Origin of the sequence: Desulforapulum autotrophicum HRM2 (genome assembly GCF_000020365.1) — a bacterium.
Taxonomy (GTDB): Bacteria; Desulfobacterota; Desulfobacteria; order Desulfobacterales; family Desulfobacteraceae; genus Desulforapulum; species Desulforapulum autotrophicum.
Map to the genome: position 1 here is coordinate 5,326,742 of NC_012108.1, position 16,820 is coordinate 5,343,561.

Annotated in this window: 16 protein-coding genes; 15 read left to right on the forward strand and 1 reads right to left on the reverse strand. The window is 49.4% G+C overall.

Annotation, left to right across the window (positions count from 1 at the left end):
- Positions 1–5: 5 nt before the first annotated feature.
- From HRM2_RS23360 to HRM2_RS23385, 6 genes are all read left to right on the forward strand, one after another.
- Entirely contained in the window at positions 6–842 is an 837-nt protein-coding gene (locus HRM2_RS23360; RefSeq protein ID WP_015906482.1) for an HDOD domain-containing protein, read from the forward strand.
- 412 nt (positions 843–1,254) lie between these two features.
- The gene (locus tag HRM2_RS23365) at positions 1,255–1,653 is read left to right on the forward strand and encodes a PPC domain-containing DNA-binding protein (RefSeq protein WP_015906483.1); all 399 of its coding nucleotides are present in this window, start codon (positions 1,255–1,257) and stop codon (positions 1,651–1,653) included.
- Between the two features lie 2 nt (positions 1,654–1,655).
- The gene (locus HRM2_RS23370) at positions 1,656–2,258 is read left to right on the forward strand and encodes an ECF transporter S component (RefSeq protein WP_015906484.1); all 603 of its coding nucleotides are present in this window, start codon (positions 1,656–1,658) and stop codon (positions 2,256–2,258) included.
- A gap of 27 nt (positions 2,259–2,285) precedes the next feature.
- Positions 2,286–3,071: an energy-coupling factor transporter transmembrane component T family protein gene (locus HRM2_RS23375; RefSeq protein ID WP_015906485.1), complete on the forward strand. Its 786-nt coding sequence runs from the start codon at positions 2,286–2,288 to the stop codon at positions 3,069–3,071.
- Positions 3,068–3,919, forward strand: coding sequence for an energy-coupling factor ABC transporter ATP-binding protein (locus HRM2_RS26315; protein ID WP_015906486.1), 852 nt, complete (start codon positions 3,068–3,070; stop codon positions 3,917–3,919). The genes HRM2_RS23375 and HRM2_RS26315 overlap by 4 nt, the downstream gene beginning before the upstream one ends.
- Entirely contained in the window at positions 3,916–4,722 is an 807-nt protein-coding gene (locus HRM2_RS23385; protein WP_041273468.1) for an energy-coupling factor ABC transporter ATP-binding protein, read from the forward strand. The genes HRM2_RS26315 and HRM2_RS23385 overlap by 4 nt, the downstream gene beginning before the upstream one ends.
- A gap of 64 nt (positions 4,723–4,786) precedes the next feature.
- Here the strand turns inward: HRM2_RS23385 and HRM2_RS23390 are convergent, their stop codons facing one another.
- Positions 4,787–5,464, reverse strand: a complete 678-nt coding sequence (locus HRM2_RS23390) for a methyltransferase (protein ID WP_015906488.1) — start codon at positions 5,462–5,464, stop codon at positions 4,787–4,789.
- Positions 5,465–5,672: 208 nt separating this feature from the next.
- On the opposite strand from HRM2_RS23390, the gene HRM2_RS23395 reads away from it, so the two are divergent.
- The 9 genes from HRM2_RS23395 to HRM2_RS23435 all read left to right on the forward strand — a co-directional run bounded on the left by HRM2_RS23395 (position 5,673) and on the right by HRM2_RS23435 (position 16,815).
- Complete coding sequence (locus HRM2_RS23395; protein WP_015906489.1) at positions 5,673–6,254, forward strand: PhnA domain-containing protein; 582 nt, start codon at positions 5,673–5,675, stop codon at positions 6,252–6,254.
- Positions 6,255–6,282: 28 nt separating this feature from the next.
- On the forward strand, positions 6,283–8,703 hold the full coding sequence (locus tag HRM2_RS23400; RefSeq protein ID WP_015906490.1) for an ATP-binding protein: 2,421 nt from the start codon (positions 6,283–6,285) through the stop codon (positions 8,701–8,703).
- A 110-nt stretch (positions 8,704–8,813) separates the two neighbouring features.
- Complete coding sequence (locus HRM2_RS23405; RefSeq protein WP_015906491.1) at positions 8,814–9,935, forward strand: iron ABC transporter substrate-binding protein; 1,122 nt, start codon at positions 8,814–8,816, stop codon at positions 9,933–9,935.
- Positions 9,936–9,955: 20 nt separating this feature from the next.
- On the forward strand, positions 9,956–11,026 hold the full coding sequence (locus HRM2_RS23410; RefSeq protein ID WP_015906492.1) for a FecCD family ABC transporter permease: 1,071 nt from the start codon (positions 9,956–9,958) through the stop codon (positions 11,024–11,026).
- On the forward strand, positions 11,023–11,835 hold the full coding sequence (locus HRM2_RS23415) for an ABC transporter ATP-binding protein (RefSeq protein ID WP_015906493.1): 813 nt from the start codon (positions 11,023–11,025) through the stop codon (positions 11,833–11,835). Before HRM2_RS23410 ends, HRM2_RS23415 begins: the two co-directional genes overlap by 4 nt.
- Before the next feature lie 47 nt (positions 11,836–11,882).
- On the forward strand, positions 11,883–12,443 hold the full coding sequence (tsaA, locus tag HRM2_RS23420) for a tRNA (N6-threonylcarbamoyladenosine(37)-N6)-methyltransferase TrmO (protein ID WP_015906494.1): 561 nt from the start codon (positions 11,883–11,885) through the stop codon (positions 12,441–12,443).
- Positions 12,444–13,311: 868 nt separating this feature from the next.
- The gene (locus HRM2_RS23425) at positions 13,312–14,670 is read left to right on the forward strand and encodes a uroporphyrinogen decarboxylase family protein (RefSeq protein WP_015906497.1); all 1,359 of its coding nucleotides are present in this window, start codon (positions 13,312–13,314) and stop codon (positions 14,668–14,670) included.
- Positions 14,667–15,566 (forward strand): GTP-binding protein, encoded by a 900-nt coding sequence (locus HRM2_RS25690; RefSeq protein ID WP_015906498.1) that lies wholly within the window; start codon positions 14,667–14,669, stop codon positions 15,564–15,566. Before HRM2_RS23425 ends, HRM2_RS25690 begins: the two co-directional genes overlap by 4 nt.
- A 412-nt stretch (positions 15,567–15,978) precedes the next feature.
- Positions 15,979–16,815 (forward strand): SIR2 family NAD-dependent protein deacylase, encoded by an 837-nt coding sequence (locus HRM2_RS23435; protein WP_015906499.1) that lies wholly within the window; start codon positions 15,979–15,981, stop codon positions 16,813–16,815.
- Positions 16,816–16,820: the final 5 nt, after the last annotated feature.

Consider the following 16,820-nt stretch of genomic DNA (forward strand, 5'->3'; position numbering starts at 1 on the left):
TTTAGATGAACAAGGAACTAAAAATAATAGATATCGTTCAGCAGTATATTGCCAGTGAAAATTCTTTCCCCGTATTAAACCCCCAGGCCATTAAACTCCAAAATGAAATCATAAAAAACGACCCTGATTTTGATGCTGTAAAAAAACTTATCCGCACAGATCCGACCCTGACCAGTGAAATTTTAAAGATTGCAAACTCACCCTTTTACAAAGGACTGGGTGAGGTAGAAACGATCCGGGATGCCCTGGTAAGGCTGGGACAGAATGAACTGATAAATATTGTCATGCGGGTGATCCATAAACAGAACTTTTCATCTGCTAATCCCATGATCAAGGAATTCCAGAAGCGGCTGTGGAATCATTCTGTGGCCTGTGCCATTGGAACCCTGTGGACAACCCGATATCTTAAAATGGAAGATCTTATTCCCAAAGCCTTTATCTCTGGCCTGCTCCATGACATGGGAAAGCTGTGTCTTCTTTCAGCCTTGGAAAAAATGCTTGTTACAGAGATTTCGGGATTCAATCCCACCCCAAATCTTGTGGATAAAATCCTGGACAATCTCCATACCCAGCAGGGATATGAATTGTTAACCAGGTGGCATCTGCCAGCCCAGTATTGCGATATTGCAAAGGAGCACCATAACGAGGAATATGATTCTTCTGATATTCTCCTGACCATTGTCAGACTGGTAAATATGGTCTGTAATAAAATGGAAAAAAATGACCCTGACCAGGACCTGACATTTATTATCGGCTCAAAAGAGGCGGATATACTGGGCATCTCTGAAACAGGGGTTGCTCTGCTTGAAATCGCCCTGGAAGATGCCCAAGGAAAGCAATAATCCGAAATTCAAACGATTACTATTGTTCGACTTTTTTGCTCGAACGATTTATTTATGAACCCATGCCTAACTTTTAAACTCGTTGAACAGGAACCCCATCAATTTGAAGCGTTTCAATATCTGCGTTGTAAGTATTTATTGAACATCTCAATCCAGATGCGGTTTGCCTATCCGTATAATCTCTTTGACATGGGTATCATTTGCCCATAGATAGTGGTTGACTGAAAACCTGTGTTTGGATGGCTCGAAGAGGAGCTATGCTCACAAACTTGCCCATATGCAAGGCGCAAGCAAAGCTGAAACCGGAGTGTACTGGAGTACATGGGGCCCGATTTATAATTTGGCAGGTTTGTGCAGCAACGCGGCAGATGGGTGAGTTTTCGTTCAAACAATTAGGAAACAGGGATAAAAAATGGAACAGATCGCCCTTCGCTTGCATCCCGGTCAGGATCTTAAACGAGAGATTGATCGGCTTATGGAAGCCAGACAAATTAAAGCGGCATGTATATTAACCTGCGTTGGCAGTTTAACCCGGGCGGTGCTGCGTTTTGCCAACCAGAAAAATTCTGAAATCCTTACCGGACATTTTGAAATCGTTTCCCTTACAGGCGTACTGTCGGACAAGGGCTCCCACTGCCACATGGCTGTTTCAGATGAACAAGGTACAACGTTGGGTGCCCACTTGATGGAAGGCTGCAAAATATATACGACGGCAGAGATTGTCATTGGCATTCTTCCCGATTGCAGCTTTCTTAGAACCTTTGATCCCCAGACCGGATATCCTGAGCTTGAAATTGTTAAAGGAGAATGACAATGGGTTTTTCTGAAAATATTAAAGAAAATTTTACCACCACGGTTATGGTTCTCATGGGTGCGGCCATTGTTATCAATATTGCTGCCGGGCAATTGGTATCCCTGCTTAAACTTCCCATTTTTCTGGATTCCATAGGCACTGTTCTCGTGGGTATAATGGCCGGCCCCTGGGCAGGCGGTTTAACAGGATTGCTGACGAATCTTATCTGGGGAATGATCTCCTCGCCCGTGGCTGCAGCCTTTTCCCCCGTAGCCATGGCCATCGGCATCGCCGCCGGCCTATGCGCAAGATATGGACTCTTCAGGACCTGGTGGCTGGCAATCCTCAGCGGTATCATCATTACCGTTTTCAATGCCCTGGTTGCTGTGCCGATCAGACTGTATATGTTTGGCGGAATTACCGGTTCTGGTGCTGATTTTGTCACTTCCTATATGCTTGCCCTGGGTAACGATCTGTTTGGGTCCGTGGTTGTCACTGTTTTTACCTCCAATCTTATTGATAAAATCGTAACGGCTGTATTGTCCTGGATAATTGTCAATGCATTGCCAAAAAGAACTGCAGACCGTTTGCCACAAGTCAATGCAGTCACGCCCAAAAATTAATGCACGCTCTCCTGTTGTTGCTATAATATGCGACCCCGTACATCCTTTCCCACACTTTTTATTGATGGGAATTCATGGCTTCACCAAACCCACCCGTTTAATAAACTAGGCTATATGCTTTTAACCGGGGTCTCTGTTTATTTACTTCCCGGGGGATGGTTGACGAATGTTGCCTTGCTGTTGATCAACCTGGGCTTTTCGTTAAGTGCCGGGATATTCAAGACGTCCTGGAAAGTTGTCTGGAAAACCATGCTGCCCCTGGCCTTTTTCATGGTATTGATCCACGGGGTTCTTTATCCAGAAAACCATACCATACTCCTTGACCTTCAATGGTTCAATTTCTACCAGGAAGGATTGGTGTTCGCAGTTAACACAATTTTAAGATTAGTGATTCTATTGACGGCTTCGCTGCTTTTTGTTCTCACAACCCACCCGGCAGATTTGATCAGCACCCTATCCCAGACAGCCGGGTCACCCACCCTTGCCTATCTGATCGGCAGCCCGCTGCTTTTACTTCCAGCCATGGGTGAACGTATTGTGGCAATTCAATCTGCCCAGCGGTCAAGGGGACTTGACACAGAGGGAAATCTTCTCAAACGCTTTTTGGGATTGCCACCACTTTTTATCCCCCTGGTTATCGGATCACTCATGGAAGTGGAACAGCGATCCGTTGCCCTTGAATTACGTGGATTTAAGTCAAAAAACCCAAAAACCCATGTCAGAACGATTTCCGATTCAATGCTGCAAAGACGAATGAGATGGCTGATGCTGATCCTTACAATATGCATTATCATTTATGGGGTAGTCGGGTGACACAGTCCGGAATCGAGATTGAAAATCTAAGCTATCACTACCCCGGAACGGCCAATGCCTCACTGAAAAATGTGTCCCTTAAAATTTCAAACGGAGAATTTGCTGCCATCATCGGTGGAAACAATTCAGGAAAATCCACCCTTTGCCATGCCATTTCGGGCATTGTTCCCCATTTATATCACGGCAGGATACAGGGGAGAATCAGGGTAAACGGGACAGATATCTCCACCATGGACATGGGTGAGATCGCCCAGGATGTCGGGATGGTCATGCAGATACCCAGGAATCAATTATCCGGTTTTTGTTATACGGTATTTGAGGAAGTGGCCTTGGGTCTTGAAAATCAAGGGTTGCAAAAGGAGAAAATCATACACCGGGTTCAACGAGTCCTGGGGATGACAGGCCTTGAAGATTTAGCCCAAAGATCACCCCATCAACTATCCGGTGGCCAGCAGCAGCGGTTGATTTTAGCCGTTGCCATTGCGCTAGAACCCTCCTTTCTGGTGCTGGATGAACCCACCACCTTCCTGGACCCCATGGGAGCAAAAGAGGTATTTAACCTCCTGCACAAACTCAACAAAAAAGGCACAACCATTATCATTGCAGAGCAACGACTGGAGTTCATAGCAGAATATGCAGGCCGGGTCATCGTTCTCAAAGACGGGGCAACGGTTTTGGACGGCAGCGCCCAGGAGATATTGACCTCACCGGTCTTAAAAGAGGTAAATATGGAATGGACACGGTTTACACGGGTGGCAGCACTGGCCCGAACAAAAGGCCTTTGGACTGCTGGCGAACCCTTATCCGCATCGTTTTCCACCACGATCAAGGGACTAACAAAAAAATGAACCCAAAAGAAATTCAAGTTCATGCCGACAACCTGACTTTTAAATATTCCAGCGAAATAATTGCATTACAAAACATCTTTCTCAAGATAATTGCCGGAGAACGAGTCGCTCTGATTGGTCACAATGGGTCAGGAAAAACCACCCTTGCCAGGCACCTCAACGGGTTACTATACCCTTTCTCAGGCAAATTATGGATACAGGGCATTGATTCATCAACCCAAAGGGTCTCCCAACTGGCAAAAAAAGTGGCCCTTTTATTTCAAAATCCAGACGATCAGATTTGCAAGCGTGTGGTCAGGGATGAGGTTGCATTTGGTCCCCGGAATTTAGGGTATCCCAAAGAAAAAACAGACCGGCTGGTAAACTGGGCTTTATCTGATTTTGATTTATTACCATTCCAAAGAACAAATCCCCATGATTTGGGGTTGAGTGAACGTAAAAGAGTGGCAATGGCATCCATCCTGTCAATGGATACCCCCATTATTGTTTTTGACGAGCCCACTGCAGGACTTGACCCATATGAAATAAGGCTGTTCATCACCACCCTGCAAAGACTGAAGGATCGAGGAAAAACCGTTCTGATCATCACCCATGACATGGATTTTGTTGCGGAAAACATCCCCCGAACCATTTGCCTCCAAAACGGAAAAAAAGTTTTTGACGGCAGTTCCAGAGAACTCTTTTCAAACCATGAACTTCTTTCAAGTTGCCGATTGTTACCTCCACAAGTCGTTCGCCTCAGCATCCACTTTCAACAAACGACAACGGCCATGACACCAGAAGAATTTATTGACGGATTTTAAAAGCTCCGTTTGTACAATTTAGCCCATTCAGCAGGCGCCACAGGATAAAAAACCACGGGGAGGGTCAAGATGGATGGGCAGTATCCCCTTGATATTCGCCCATGAGCAGCCTGTTCTTGGGGGTAATCTCACAGGGGATGGCCTGGGTGACGATCTTGTATCCCTCTGATTGAAGCCTGACGGCCCTTACCGTATCAACGGCAAGGGTGCTTTCCATCCAGCCATCAAGGCCGGCGGTGGATGCTGTTTTCAGATCATGGCAGCAGGGCAGAACAGCCATCCTGGCATGACTTCCAATGGCCTTGTCCATGACAAGATCGGTCAACGATCCACAGGCATGGGCAGACACCACAATGTCATCCGGACGAACGATGATGTCACGGATATCCATCTCCTTGAACACCACCCTGTTCGTCAGCCTGGGCCAGGATTCCACCAATGTGTCGGATAATCGTGTCGCACTCGGAGGAATGCGCCGGTCCACGGCAATGGCCGATTCTGAACTGTCATCAAGGATCAGCATGATGTGGGCCAGCAGACCATGGCCACAGGCAAGATCCAGAATCCGGCCGCCCCGGTATCGTCGCCGCACCCGTCGAGCCATCTCCCATGCTTCATGGAGCTCTTTTCTTGGCAGGGTGCCGGCCCGGCAGACCGCCCTTGCAATTTTATCAAAAAGGGTGTTGCCGGGAAACAACGACTGCTGCCGGGGGGTGAGCCTGTTTTTTGATGATTTTTTCATGGTCCGTGAACGTACACGATTCTGGAGCTTTTCACAAGCCGTTGAAGGCTGCCTGCGTCAAATCTAATTTGTATCCACCCAAAGCCTGTGTAACGAATTTTCCAGGGCAGGGTATTGGAAAAAAAACAAAAATATACTATTAAGCAGGATACAATGCCAATTGTTTTTGGCACAATAGAGATCTTAAACGCATAGGAAAAATGAATTAATGACTACAAAACAAGAATTACATATGCGCAGCGAATCCAAATGTGAGCTTTGCGGGGCAACCCAGGCCCTGGAAGTGTATGAAGTTCCCCCGGATTCAAACGGCAGCCCGGATCAGTGCATACTGGTATGTGACACCTGTCTGGCCCAGATTGAAAACCCCGAAAAAATGGATATCCATCATTGGCGGTGCCTTAACGACAGCATGTGGAGCCAGGTCCCTGCCGTCCAGGTCATGGCCTGGCGCATGTTGACACGGCTGAGGCATGAAGGCTGGCCCCAGGATCTTCTGGAAATGCTCTACCTTGACGAAGAGACCCAGGCCTGGGCCAAGGCAATGGACAGAGAGAAAGGCAAAGAAGATGTACTTCAATACATTGACAGCAACGGCGTAGCTCTTTCGGCCGGAGATTCGGTCACCATTATCAAAGATTTAAATGTCAAGGGCGGCGGTTTTACGGCCAAGCGCGGCACCATGGTGCGGGGAATCAGCCTGGATCCGGCAAACAACGAACAGATTGAAGGCCGTGTCAATGGCCAACTCATTGTTATTTTGACAAAATTTGTCAAAAAATCCAACTGACCAACAAACTCCAGGAGAATTCAACGCCATGCATGGGGCTTTAAAAGAGGCTTACAAAAAATTTTTCCATGTCAAGTCGATTATCTTTTTGGCTCTGGTTGCAATTCTCCTGCTGAGTTTTCTTTCATCCCTACCGGCCATATACAGCGCAATAGAATCATACCAACAGGCAAGGCAGGTTCAGTACTTGAACGATGTGGGTGATGACCTGTTTACTGCTGTGGGCAATTTTGGATTTGAACGGGGCCGGGTTAACGTGGTGTTAAATGATAACGGCCCTGTTGAAAAAATGGAAGCCAACCGGCGATTCATCCAGGCCCACCGTTCCGACGGGGACAGAGCCCTGGTCAAGGCCCTGAAAAAACTGGATTCAATGGATATTCCAGGCACAACCGATGAGCTTTTCAGGATAAAGACCTTGGAACAGGGCATCCATGAATTACGGGAACAGACCGGGAAAGATCTTGTCGTTCCCAAAGATCAACGGCAGGCAGGACTGGCAAAAGAATGGTTTTCTGCCATGACCGCATATATTGAAACCATTGAGGCGCTTCTGGTAACCATCTCAAGCGACATCAGCGATGCAGACGGTATTATCAGCCGTTATTCCTCCCTGAAACATGCAACCTTGGCCCTGCGTAATACCGCAGGCCCGGAAATATCAATTCTTTCAGCAACCATGGCCGCCAATAGCCCCATGGAATCAGAACTTTCTGAAAAGATAGCCGCCCTCCACACGATTACACTCTTGCATTTTCAAACCCTTACCCGTTTATGCCAGCCCCTGTCATCCCCTGGGATTTCCCAGGCCCTGGCAAAGTTAAAAGATTCCTATTTTTTAAATTACCTGCCTTACAGAAATGCGGTCCTCCCCCTTGCCCATGGTGGAAGGCCCTACCCCTTTTCCCAGGCAGAATTTCTTGACCACGGTGTGGGAGCATTGAAACAGATCGCCGTTTTCATGGAACAGATTGTGTCAGAAACAAAGGCGTATGCACAGACACGGCTCACCCAAAATAAAAGACATATACTCATCCATTGCTGCGGGGCTGCCGGATCCCTTGGAATGATTCTGCTAATTTTCTTTTATGTGCATTTCCGGGTGATAAAACCCATCCTCCAGATAACATCCACGGTTCACAAACTTGCAAATAAAGATCTCGACGTGGCGATTCCATTGATTGGAAAACAAAATGAATTCGGTGAAATGGCCAGAGCGCTTGAAATATTAAAGGAAATGGCCATTCAGCTTGAACGGGACATTATCTCCCTCAGGATTATTGATGAACAATTAAAAACCAGTGAAGAGCGTTTCCGAACGGTGGCGGATTTCTCCCATGACTGGGAATACTGGATAGGACCTGATAATCAACTCTTGTACATCTCTCCTTCGTGTGAAAGGATTACCGGGTATACCCCTGAAGATTTTCTCAAGAACAATAACCTGCTGGCTGAAATCTGCACATCCCTGGATTCAAACGAAGTTGCCTGTCACGTCCACGGAAAAGATATACAAATCACCCCCCCAACATCCATTGATTTTGAAATTCTGGGAAAGGATGGAAAAAAACACTGGATTAATCACATCTGCCAACCCATTTTTAAAAAAGATGGGACCTTTCTCGGGCGCAGGGCATGTAACCGGGACATTACAGATCAAAAAAAATTGGAAGAAAAGCTGATCAACGCAAAAAAACTTGAGGCAACGGCAACACTTATGGGCGGCATCGCCCATGATTTCAACAATCTGCTCGCTTCAATCCTGGGCAATATTGAACTTGCAAAGTCAAACCTTGACGTTGAGGGAAAAACATATTCGTTTCTGCAGAACGCTTACCAGTCAACCCTGGGCGCACGAAATCTTACATCAAAATTCATCACCCTTTCACGGGGCGGAACACCCATCAAACGACCCGTGGATATCGTCCATTTTGTTAAAAAGACAGCTTCGTCCATTATAGCCGGGACCGGCATGAACCTTGAAACCACCCTTCCCCCTTGTTCCTGTAAAGTCGAACTGGACACGGGACAGTTCTTCCAGGTCCTTGACAACATCATCACCAACGCCAGGGAAGCCATGCCCCCTGGGGGACGTTTAAAGATTACCATTGACAAGGATGCCCCCATTTCCCCGGCAAAAGATTTTTTACCTCTTTTGCCTGACAAGCAATACGTAAAGATAACCATTGAAGACCAGGGACCGGGAATTGACCTGACTGACATTGACAATGTCTTTGACCCCTATTTCTCAACTAAAACAAGGGGCTCGGGAAAAGGCATGGGACTGGGACTGACCGTTGTCCATTCCATCATGGAAAAGCATGGCGGCTGTACAACCATAAAACCAGGCAAAACCGGTGGAACCGCGGTATCTCTCTATCTTCCGGCCCTGGAAATTTCCTTGACAGACCGCGATGAATCGAATAGGGATATAACAACGTCTGCCTGAAGGCAGCGAACAAGATCAGACTGCCATATTGATAATCAAGCCACGAAGGCCCCAATTTTCCATTTTTTGGAAACGGATCTTTGGTGGCTTTTTTTATTTTTGGAGGAAAGATGGATCGATCTATAGCAATTATGGGGGCTGGCCTGGGACTTTGTGTGCTCGTCTTTATATTCACAGTGGCCGCCCAGGCTGGGGCAACCCAAAAAATTACAGATGCAGCAGGCAAGATTGTTGTTCTTCCGGACAAGGTCGACCACATCATCTGCTCGGGTTCCGGATGCCTCAGGCTTGTGACCTACCTGGGGGCCCAGAATCTTGTGGTGGGGGTTGACGACATTGAACGTCGCAATAACAGATTTGACGCACGGCCTTACGCCCTTGCCAACCCTCAGTTTAAGACGCTTCCTGTTTTTGGTGGGTTCAGGGGCCGGGACATCCCTGAAAAAATCCTCGGCCTTCCAGTTCTGCCCCAGGTGATTTTCAAAATCCATGGGGTGGCCGGTGATGACCCCGGAAAGCTTTCCAGGAAAACAGGCATTCCCGTGGTCACCCTTAAATATGGAGACCTGGTCCACAGCCGCCAGGATTTTTACAATGCCTTGACCATCCTTGGCCAGGCCCTGGACAGGCAGGCCCGGGCCCAAGAGGTGATCCATTTTTTTGACGCCGAAATCCAGGCCCTTGAAGATCGCACCCGTAACGTTCCCGGGGCTGAAAAAAAGACCTGCTTTGTCGGTGGAATCGCCTTTAAGGGTCCCCATGGATTCCAGTCCACAGAGCCCCGGTATCCCCCGTTTGAATTTGTCAATGCCCGCAATATTGCCCGGCCTGCCGACCATGGCACAGCACCCGGCCAGAGCAACTTTTCCAGGGAAAAAATTCTGACCCTGGACCCCCGGGTTCTTTTTCTGGATCTTTCCACCCTCCAGATGGGGTCTGACCAGGGCGGGCTTTATGAACTCCAAAAAGACCCTGTCTATCAGGGGCTGTCAGCGGTCAAAGCCGGGGCAGTGTTCGGGGTGCTGCCCTATAACTGGTATGCCCAGAATTTTGGCTCCATACTTGCCGACAGCTGGTTTATCGGTAAAATCCTTTACCCTGAACAATTTACCGATATTGAACCTGAACAAAAAGCCGACGAGATCTACACCTTTCTACTGTCAAAACCTGTGTTCCAGCGGATGAACCAATCCTTTGACCAGAAGGTATTCAAACGAATCAACCTCAATTGAGCCCGAATTAAGGAGAATCCATGCATTTTGACCATGGGGTGGTGCCAGGTGACTACAAACGCTATACCCTGGGCAAGTCTTTGTTTATCACCCTTACCCTTGCAGCCCTTATCCTGACCATTATGGCAAGCATTTCATCCGGGGCAGTTCACATCCGGTTTGCGGATGTGTTCAAAACCCTTTTTACCCATCAGGCCATACGACAATTCGATCTGATCATCTGGAACATCCGCCTGCCCCAGACCTTAACGGCAGTGGTGGCTGGAGCCGGCCTTGCCGGGGCCGGAACCGTGATGCAGTCGGTGTTGAGAAACCCCCTGGCCTCACCCTTTACCCTTGGCATCGCCCATGCCGCCGCATTTGGCGCAGCCTTTTCCGTCATGGTCCTGGGGTCGGGCACCATGGCAAGCACCCTGGGGGACGCCGTGACCATCTCCAGCCCCATGCTGACCCTGATCTCTGCCTTTACTTTTTCCATGGGCACCGCCTGCCTGATCTCCTACATTGCCAAGATCAGGGGATCTGCCCCGGAAGTCATGGTGCTTACCGGGGTGGCCCTGGGAGCCTTGTTCACGGCCGGCACCATGCTGCTCCAGTTTTTTGCAGATGATGTGGAGCTTGCCGCCATGGTGTTCTGGACCTTTGGGGATGTTGCCAGGACCGACTGGCATGACCTGGCCTTTTTATCGTTGGTCACAGGCGTTGTTCTGGTTTATTTTCTGGCCAACGCCTGGAATTACAACGCCATGGACGTTGGAGACGAAACTGCCAGGGGTCTGGGGGTCCGGGTGGAACGGGTAAGGCTGACAGGAATGATGGCAGCCTGCCTTGTCACCTCGGTGATCATCTCTTTTGCCGGGATCATCGGATTCATAGGGCTTGTGGCCCCCCACATCGTCCGACGGGTCATTGGCGACGATCACCGTTTCCTCATGCCCGCATCCATCCTGGCCGGCGCCCTGATCCTGCTGGCAGCCGATATCGCGGCAAGATTGGTGCTGCTGCCCCATGTGCTACCCGTATCCATATTTACCTCGTTTCTGGGGGCACCCGTGTTTATTTACCTGATCATGAAAGGAAGCAGAAAATGATACTTACCGTGAACGACCTGACCTTTACCTACAGGAGCTGCGAAACCCTGAAAGGCATCCATTTTTCCATTCAGCCCGGGGAACTCACCGTGATCCTCGGTCCCAACGGTGTGGGAAAAACCACCCTGCTCAAATGCCTGAACAACATCCTGTCTCCCCAAAAGGGTAATATTCTCATCAAGCAACAAAACACCCAGGAGATGACACCCCGGCAGATCGCAAGGGAGATCGCCTATGTGGCCCAACAAAGCGAACCCGCCAGAATAACGGTGTTTGACGCCGTTCTCATGGGTAGAAGGCCCCATATCAACTACCGGGTTTCCAAACAGGACCTGATCAAGGTGGATGCGGTCATCCGCCATCTGAACCTCTCAAAGTTCAGCCTCAAATACCTGGATCAAATGAGCGGCGGCGAACTCCAGAAGGTGTGCATTGCAAGGGCACTGGTTCAGCAGACCGACCTGCTGCTCCTTGACGAACCCACGGCCAGCCTGGATCTGAAGAACCAGACCCAGATTCTGGGCCTGATCCGCCACATCATCAAGGATCATCAGATGGCCGCAATCATGACCATGCACGACCTGAACGCGGCCATGCGGTATGCGGACAAATATATTTTTCTGAAGGAGGCCACCATTTATTCGGCCGGAAATATCCTTGACATCACCCCGGAAATGGTCGAGGCAGTATACGGTGTCAAGGTTGAAATCACCCACCACAGGGGCCTTCCCATTGTGATCCCCATGGACGACCATCACGATTCCCGGACAAAGAGGGTGATGCCGGCAATGGTTGAGCAGGCCGCCTGATTTTTGTACCCAGACAAACCCAGAAACGATGCAAAGGAGCAATAAAAATGAATGACCAGGAATCCTACGACCCCAAACAGTTTAACTGGCCGGCGATGAACCTTGTACCCGTGGGCATAGTCAACAGCCCCCTGAAAACACCGACCATGAGGGCCAACGATGAGAATCTTGAAAATGCCCATTCAATGGAAGACTTTAAAAAAAAGCACCAGGAACTTGAAAACACCCTGGTTGAAATCCAGGTATTCAAGCCATGGGAGCCGCTTCTCAAGGGGATCGAAGCCTTTTCCCACATTCTGGTTCTCTACTGGCCCCACCTGATTGATCCTGAACGAAGAAAGCTCCAGCAGGTTCATCCCATGGGCAGACAGGAGATCCCCCTCCAGGGCATATTTGCCACCTGCAGCCCGGCCCGGCCCAATCCAATTCTGGTGTCTGCCGTGCCGTTGGTGGGGCGAAAAGCAAACACATTGATCGTCAAGGGCTTTGAAGCCGTTGACCAGAGCCCGGTTATTGATATCAAACCCTACAGCGCCCACTATATGCAAAAAGAGGGTCTCAGGTTCCCGGAATGGATGCAGAAAATCAACCAGGAACTCGGTATCTGAGCCTTGGTTATTGCGTGTCGATTGTGCCCAGCATCCGTTTGCCAACGAGCCTGAAATCCAGGTGCACATCCTTGGATGCCCACTCCTCAACCGCACGTTTTGAACACGGTCTTTCTGTGCAGCACTGTTTTTGAAATTATAGGGGCAGTATTCGGCCTATATCAAACGACAGATATCAGACATCTGGACATTCCAGAATCTTCAGGCCATGGAGGACTGGGTTCAACTATAATTCCCACCTGTTTAAAAAATGTTCAAAACTCAAGATTTATGAACACAGGTTAAAAAACATGGTGATTTAAAAGGCCATCATGCTTTTTTTGTTGAAAACAATGCCGATAAAATGTTGATAAGACCATACTTATAAACATTTTTTTCAAAAGCATGGATAAACAACCGGTTTTAAAACCAATGCAACCAGAAGGTCCTGCAGAACAAACAAGTACATAACACTATGATTTTAGCTGTTTAATTTCAGCTGCCCATTTATTATTTTCGACAAAAATGTAATTATACGATCCCTATATTTCAAAAACGTTATATTTTATAAAAACAATTATAAAATAATTTAGAAAATATCTCCTGATACAAAAAGATAATCCGTTTTTTCTTTTTCCACACAAACACAAAATCAATGGCGGTCCCAGATCCCATGCGTATCCTCCGCAGTCCGGATCTGCATACGCTCCACCCCCTGCATGAAGGCATTGGCACAAGATATGCTATACAGGAAACGTCTTCAATTCCGAGTGGAGCATTCCGGCACAAAACCGGAACACCGGATGGGAAGCAGAAACCGGACAATTCTCTGGAAGCAAAACAGCGGACCAGATGAAAAAGAACAGAAAAATGCTTAAGGAGAAATAAAATGCAGAAAATGACAGGCAGAGAACGAATCATGACAGTTTTAAACAGAAAGAAAGCAGACTCCCTGCCCTGGGTCCCCTTCGCAGGTGTCCATTCAGGGTTTCTGACCGGGTACGATGCAGACGAAGTCTACCAGGACAGCGACAAATGTTTCGAGTCTCTCAAGAAAGTCAACCAGCTCTACAAACCCGATGGCCAGCCCATCATATTTGATCTCCAGCTGGAGGCGGAAATCCTGGGATGTGAACTGCTCTGGGCCAAAGATTCGCCCCCCACAGTCATCACTCATCCCCTGGCAGACACCAAGGAAATCCCCACCAAGATCCCGTCACCGGCTGAGGGAAGGCTGCCCATGGAGCTCGACGTCATGCGACGCATGAAGGCGGAGTTCGGAGAAACTACCGCTCTTTACGGTCTGATCACCGGTCCCTTCACCCTGGCCCTCCACCTGCGGGGAACCAACATCTTCATGGACATGATGACCGATGCCGGTTACATGCACAGACTCCTTAACTACTGTGCAGAGGTGGCTGTCACCATTGCCGGATATACCCTTGACACGGGAATGGATGTGGTGGCGCTGGTGGACCCGATGATCTCTCAGATCTCGCCGGCCCATTTTGAGGAGTACATGGCCCTGCCCTTCAAGCGGGTCTTTGATTATATCCGGGAGCGGGGCGCCAAATCCTCGTTTTTTGTCTGCGGAAACGCCACACAAAAGTTGGATGCCATGTGCCGCACCGGCTGTGACTCCATATCGGTGGACGAAAACGTGGACCTGGCCAAGGCCAAGAGGATCTGTGACATCCACGATGTGGTACTGGGCGGAAACATCCCTTTGACCACCGCCATGCTCTTCGGTACCCAGCAGGACAACATGAAGGCCGTGGTGGATCTCATCGACTCCGTGGAGACAAAGCACAACCTTATCATCGCTCCCGGGTGCGACATGCCCTACGCCACCCCCATAGAGAATGTGCTCGCCGCGGAACAGGCCGTACACAACACGGCATCGGTACGGGAGATGGTGAAAAACTACGAAGTCACCGAAGCAGAGTTCACTGGGGAACTGCCGGATTACGACAACCTGGACAAACCCCTGGTCGAAGTCTTTACCCTGGATTCTGTGGCCTGCGCTGCCTGCACTTACATGCTGGCCGTGGGCATGGACGCCCAGGCGGAATTCGGTGAAGAGATCGATGTGGTGGAGCACAAGTACACCCTTCCCGAAAACATTGCCCGCTGTCGCATCATGGGTGTCAAGCAGCTGCCCTCCATCTATATCAATGGTGAACTCAAGCACTCGTCGATCATCCCCTCCCAGCAAGAACTCTTCACTGAAATCAGGGAGGTATTATGACACTCTATATTTTTCTCAGCGGATTTCTCGGATCAGGAAAGACCACCCTTCTCAACACCCTTCTCAAAACCTACAAAGGAATGAGGATCGGGGTCATCGTGAACGACTTCGGCGAAATGGGAATAGACACATCCCTCATTGACACCTTTGACCTGGAAGAAGAAATCCAGGAACTCAAGGCTGGACAAATCTTCTGCTCCTGCCTCTCCGGCTCCTTTGTAAAATCGGTCCTGGCCTACAGGGAAATAAAACCCGAACTGCTCATCGTGGAGTGCTCCGGCCTGGCCAAGCCCTCCGGCCTCAGGGATATCACGCGGGCCATAGACCTCGAAGCCCCGGGAGAATTCACCTGCGGCGGGATGGTCTGCCTCGTGGACGGGGAGCGCCACATGCAGATGGAACAAAGCCTCATGGTACTCACCGAGCAGATGGAGGCCAGCGACGTACTTTTGATCACCAAGGCAGACCTCCTGGAGACACCTGCCAGGGATGAACTGTTCCTCCATCTGACCCAACGTTACCCCTTCAAGGAGATTCTCTTCTCAACCCGTGGAAAATTCGACGGCGATCTTCTTGACCTCCTCGCCAAACGCCGTGATGCTTACCTCTCCCTGGACACCGACCGGTTCAACGGATGGGGCAAGAAAGGGCGGCCCACATCCTTTGTCATAACCCCCCACCGGAGAACGGCCAGGGAAATGCACCAAAGCCTGACACCTTACCTGGGCAGACTCTACCGTATCAAGGGAGAGGTGGAAACCACCGACCGCGGTTCCCTCTTTTTTGACGGAACCTCAGCCGGTATTGAGATGCGCAAGCCCCCGCGCCATATGGATCCGGGCCTGGTGGTCATCACCCATGACCAGAACCTGCAGTTCGAACTGGGCTTTCTCTAAAAAGTTACCATTGGTTGAGAAAAAGCCCCCAGCCTGATACCGGTACAGAATACCGGTATCGGGCCTGGTCACGTCGGGTTCCGGTCTCCCTCCCTGGGTAAACATCTGACTGAATAGCTCTTCGCCAAGTAGGGATTTTTATCTTTCTCATTTTATGATATTTTATCCATGGGAATTCGGATATCTATTCTCCAGGCTATTTGTACCCTGCACTGGGTGTAAAACTGCTTTAAAGCTTAAGATGACAATATCGTGGCAGATATGAATTAAAAGAGAGAAGATTACAAGGGGGGGAGGTTAAAGAATCATGTCAAAATTACGAAAAGGCTCACAATGGGACCCAAAGATTTCCGTTAGATTGGTAGAAGAATTAACGATGAAGTTTTGAAAGACGTTCATCCTAGGGGTGACAATGACATTTGAAAATCTTTTGAAAGCGTTCATGGATGGCAATGGCCGATTGACGGTGCTGAGCGGTGCCGGGATATCCGCCGAGAGCGGCATCCCCACCTTCAGAGGCCCTGAAGGTTACTGGACCATTGGTTCCCGGGAATATCGGCCAGAAGAGATGGCCACCCACGCCATGTTCTCCCGGGACCCCTGGGAGGTGTGGGCATGGTATCTTTATCGACGAACCGTCTGTGCCAGTGCTGCTCCCAACCACGGACACCGGGCCATTGTGGAAATGGAGGCTTTGTTGGGCGATCGATTCCGCCTGGTGACCCAGAACGTGGACGGACTGCATCTTAATGCGGGCAACAGTCCGTCCAGAACCTTTCAGATTCACGGGAACCTCAATTTCATGAGATGCGCCCAGGGCTGTTGCAACACGCTTTTTCCCTTTCCCGATCAGGTGGAATATAAGAAGAAAAATCAGGCGGTCACCCCGGTGGAAAAAGAGCTGTTGCGCTGTCCCCGGTGCCGGGGTCTTGCCCGTCCCCATGTGTTGTGGTTTGACGAATACTATGATGAAGCCCTGTTCCAGGCGGAAACAGCCTTTCAATGGGCCATTACCACGGATCTGCTGGTGGTGGTGGGTACCGCCGGAGCCACCACTCTGCCCATGCACATCGGCCATATGATTTTTAAAAACCCCCGGGCGATTCTGGTGGACATCAATATAACGGACAACCCCTTTCGTACCCTTGCCCGAAATCATCCCAGGGGGGTGGTGCTGGACGGCCCGGCCGGCGACCATTTAAATAAGATGGTTTCCACCTGGAAGAACCATGCTCTATCCATCCGATAGCCTTC

Excerpts from the sequence above, each read along its gene's own strand:
- HRM2_RS23365 (WP_015906483.1), top strand. The coding sequence starts at position 1,255 with ATGGAACAGATCGCCCTTCGCTTGCATCCCGGTCAGGATCTTAAACGA.
- HRM2_RS23410 (WP_015906492.1), top strand. The coding sequence starts at position 9,956 with ATGCATTTTGACCATGGGGTGGTGCCAGGTGACTACAAACGCTATACC.
- HRM2_RS23435 (WP_015906499.1), top strand. The coding sequence starts at position 15,979 with ATGACATTTGAAAATCTTTTGAAAGCGTTCATGGATGGCAATGGCCGA.
- tsaA (WP_015906494.1), top strand. The coding sequence starts at position 11,883 with ATGAATGACCAGGAATCCTACGACCCCAAACAGTTTAACTGGCCGGCG.
- HRM2_RS23385 (WP_041273468.1), top strand. The coding sequence starts at position 3,916 with ATGAACCCAAAAGAAATTCAAGTTCATGCCGACAACCTGACTTTTAAA.
- HRM2_RS23370 (WP_015906484.1), top strand. The coding sequence starts at position 1,656 with ATGGGTTTTTCTGAAAATATTAAAGAAAATTTTACCACCACGGTTATG.
- HRM2_RS23395 (WP_015906489.1), top strand. The coding sequence starts at position 5,673 with ATGACTACAAAACAAGAATTACATATGCGCAGCGAATCCAAATGTGAG.
- HRM2_RS23375 (WP_015906485.1), top strand. The coding sequence starts at position 2,286 with ATGCGACCCCGTACATCCTTTCCCACACTTTTTATTGATGGGAATTCA.
- HRM2_RS23405 (WP_015906491.1), top strand. The coding sequence starts at position 8,814 with ATGGATCGATCTATAGCAATTATGGGGGCTGGCCTGGGACTTTGTGTG.
- HRM2_RS23425 (WP_015906497.1), top strand. The coding sequence starts at position 13,312 with ATGCAGAAAATGACAGGCAGAGAACGAATCATGACAGTTTTAAACAGA.
- HRM2_RS23415 (WP_015906493.1), top strand. The coding sequence starts at position 11,023 with ATGATACTTACCGTGAACGACCTGACCTTTACCTACAGGAGCTGCGAA.
- HRM2_RS25690 (WP_015906498.1), top strand. The coding sequence starts at position 14,667 with ATGACACTCTATATTTTTCTCAGCGGATTTCTCGGATCAGGAAAGACC.
- HRM2_RS23390 (WP_015906488.1), bottom strand. The coding sequence starts at position 5,464 with ATGAAAAAATCATCAAAAAACAGGCTCACCCCCCGGCAGCAGTCGTTG.
- HRM2_RS23400 (WP_015906490.1), top strand. The coding sequence starts at position 6,283 with ATGCATGGGGCTTTAAAAGAGGCTTACAAAAAATTTTTCCATGTCAAG.
- HRM2_RS23360 (WP_015906482.1), top strand. The coding sequence starts at position 6 with ATGAACAAGGAACTAAAAATAATAGATATCGTTCAGCAGTATATTGCC.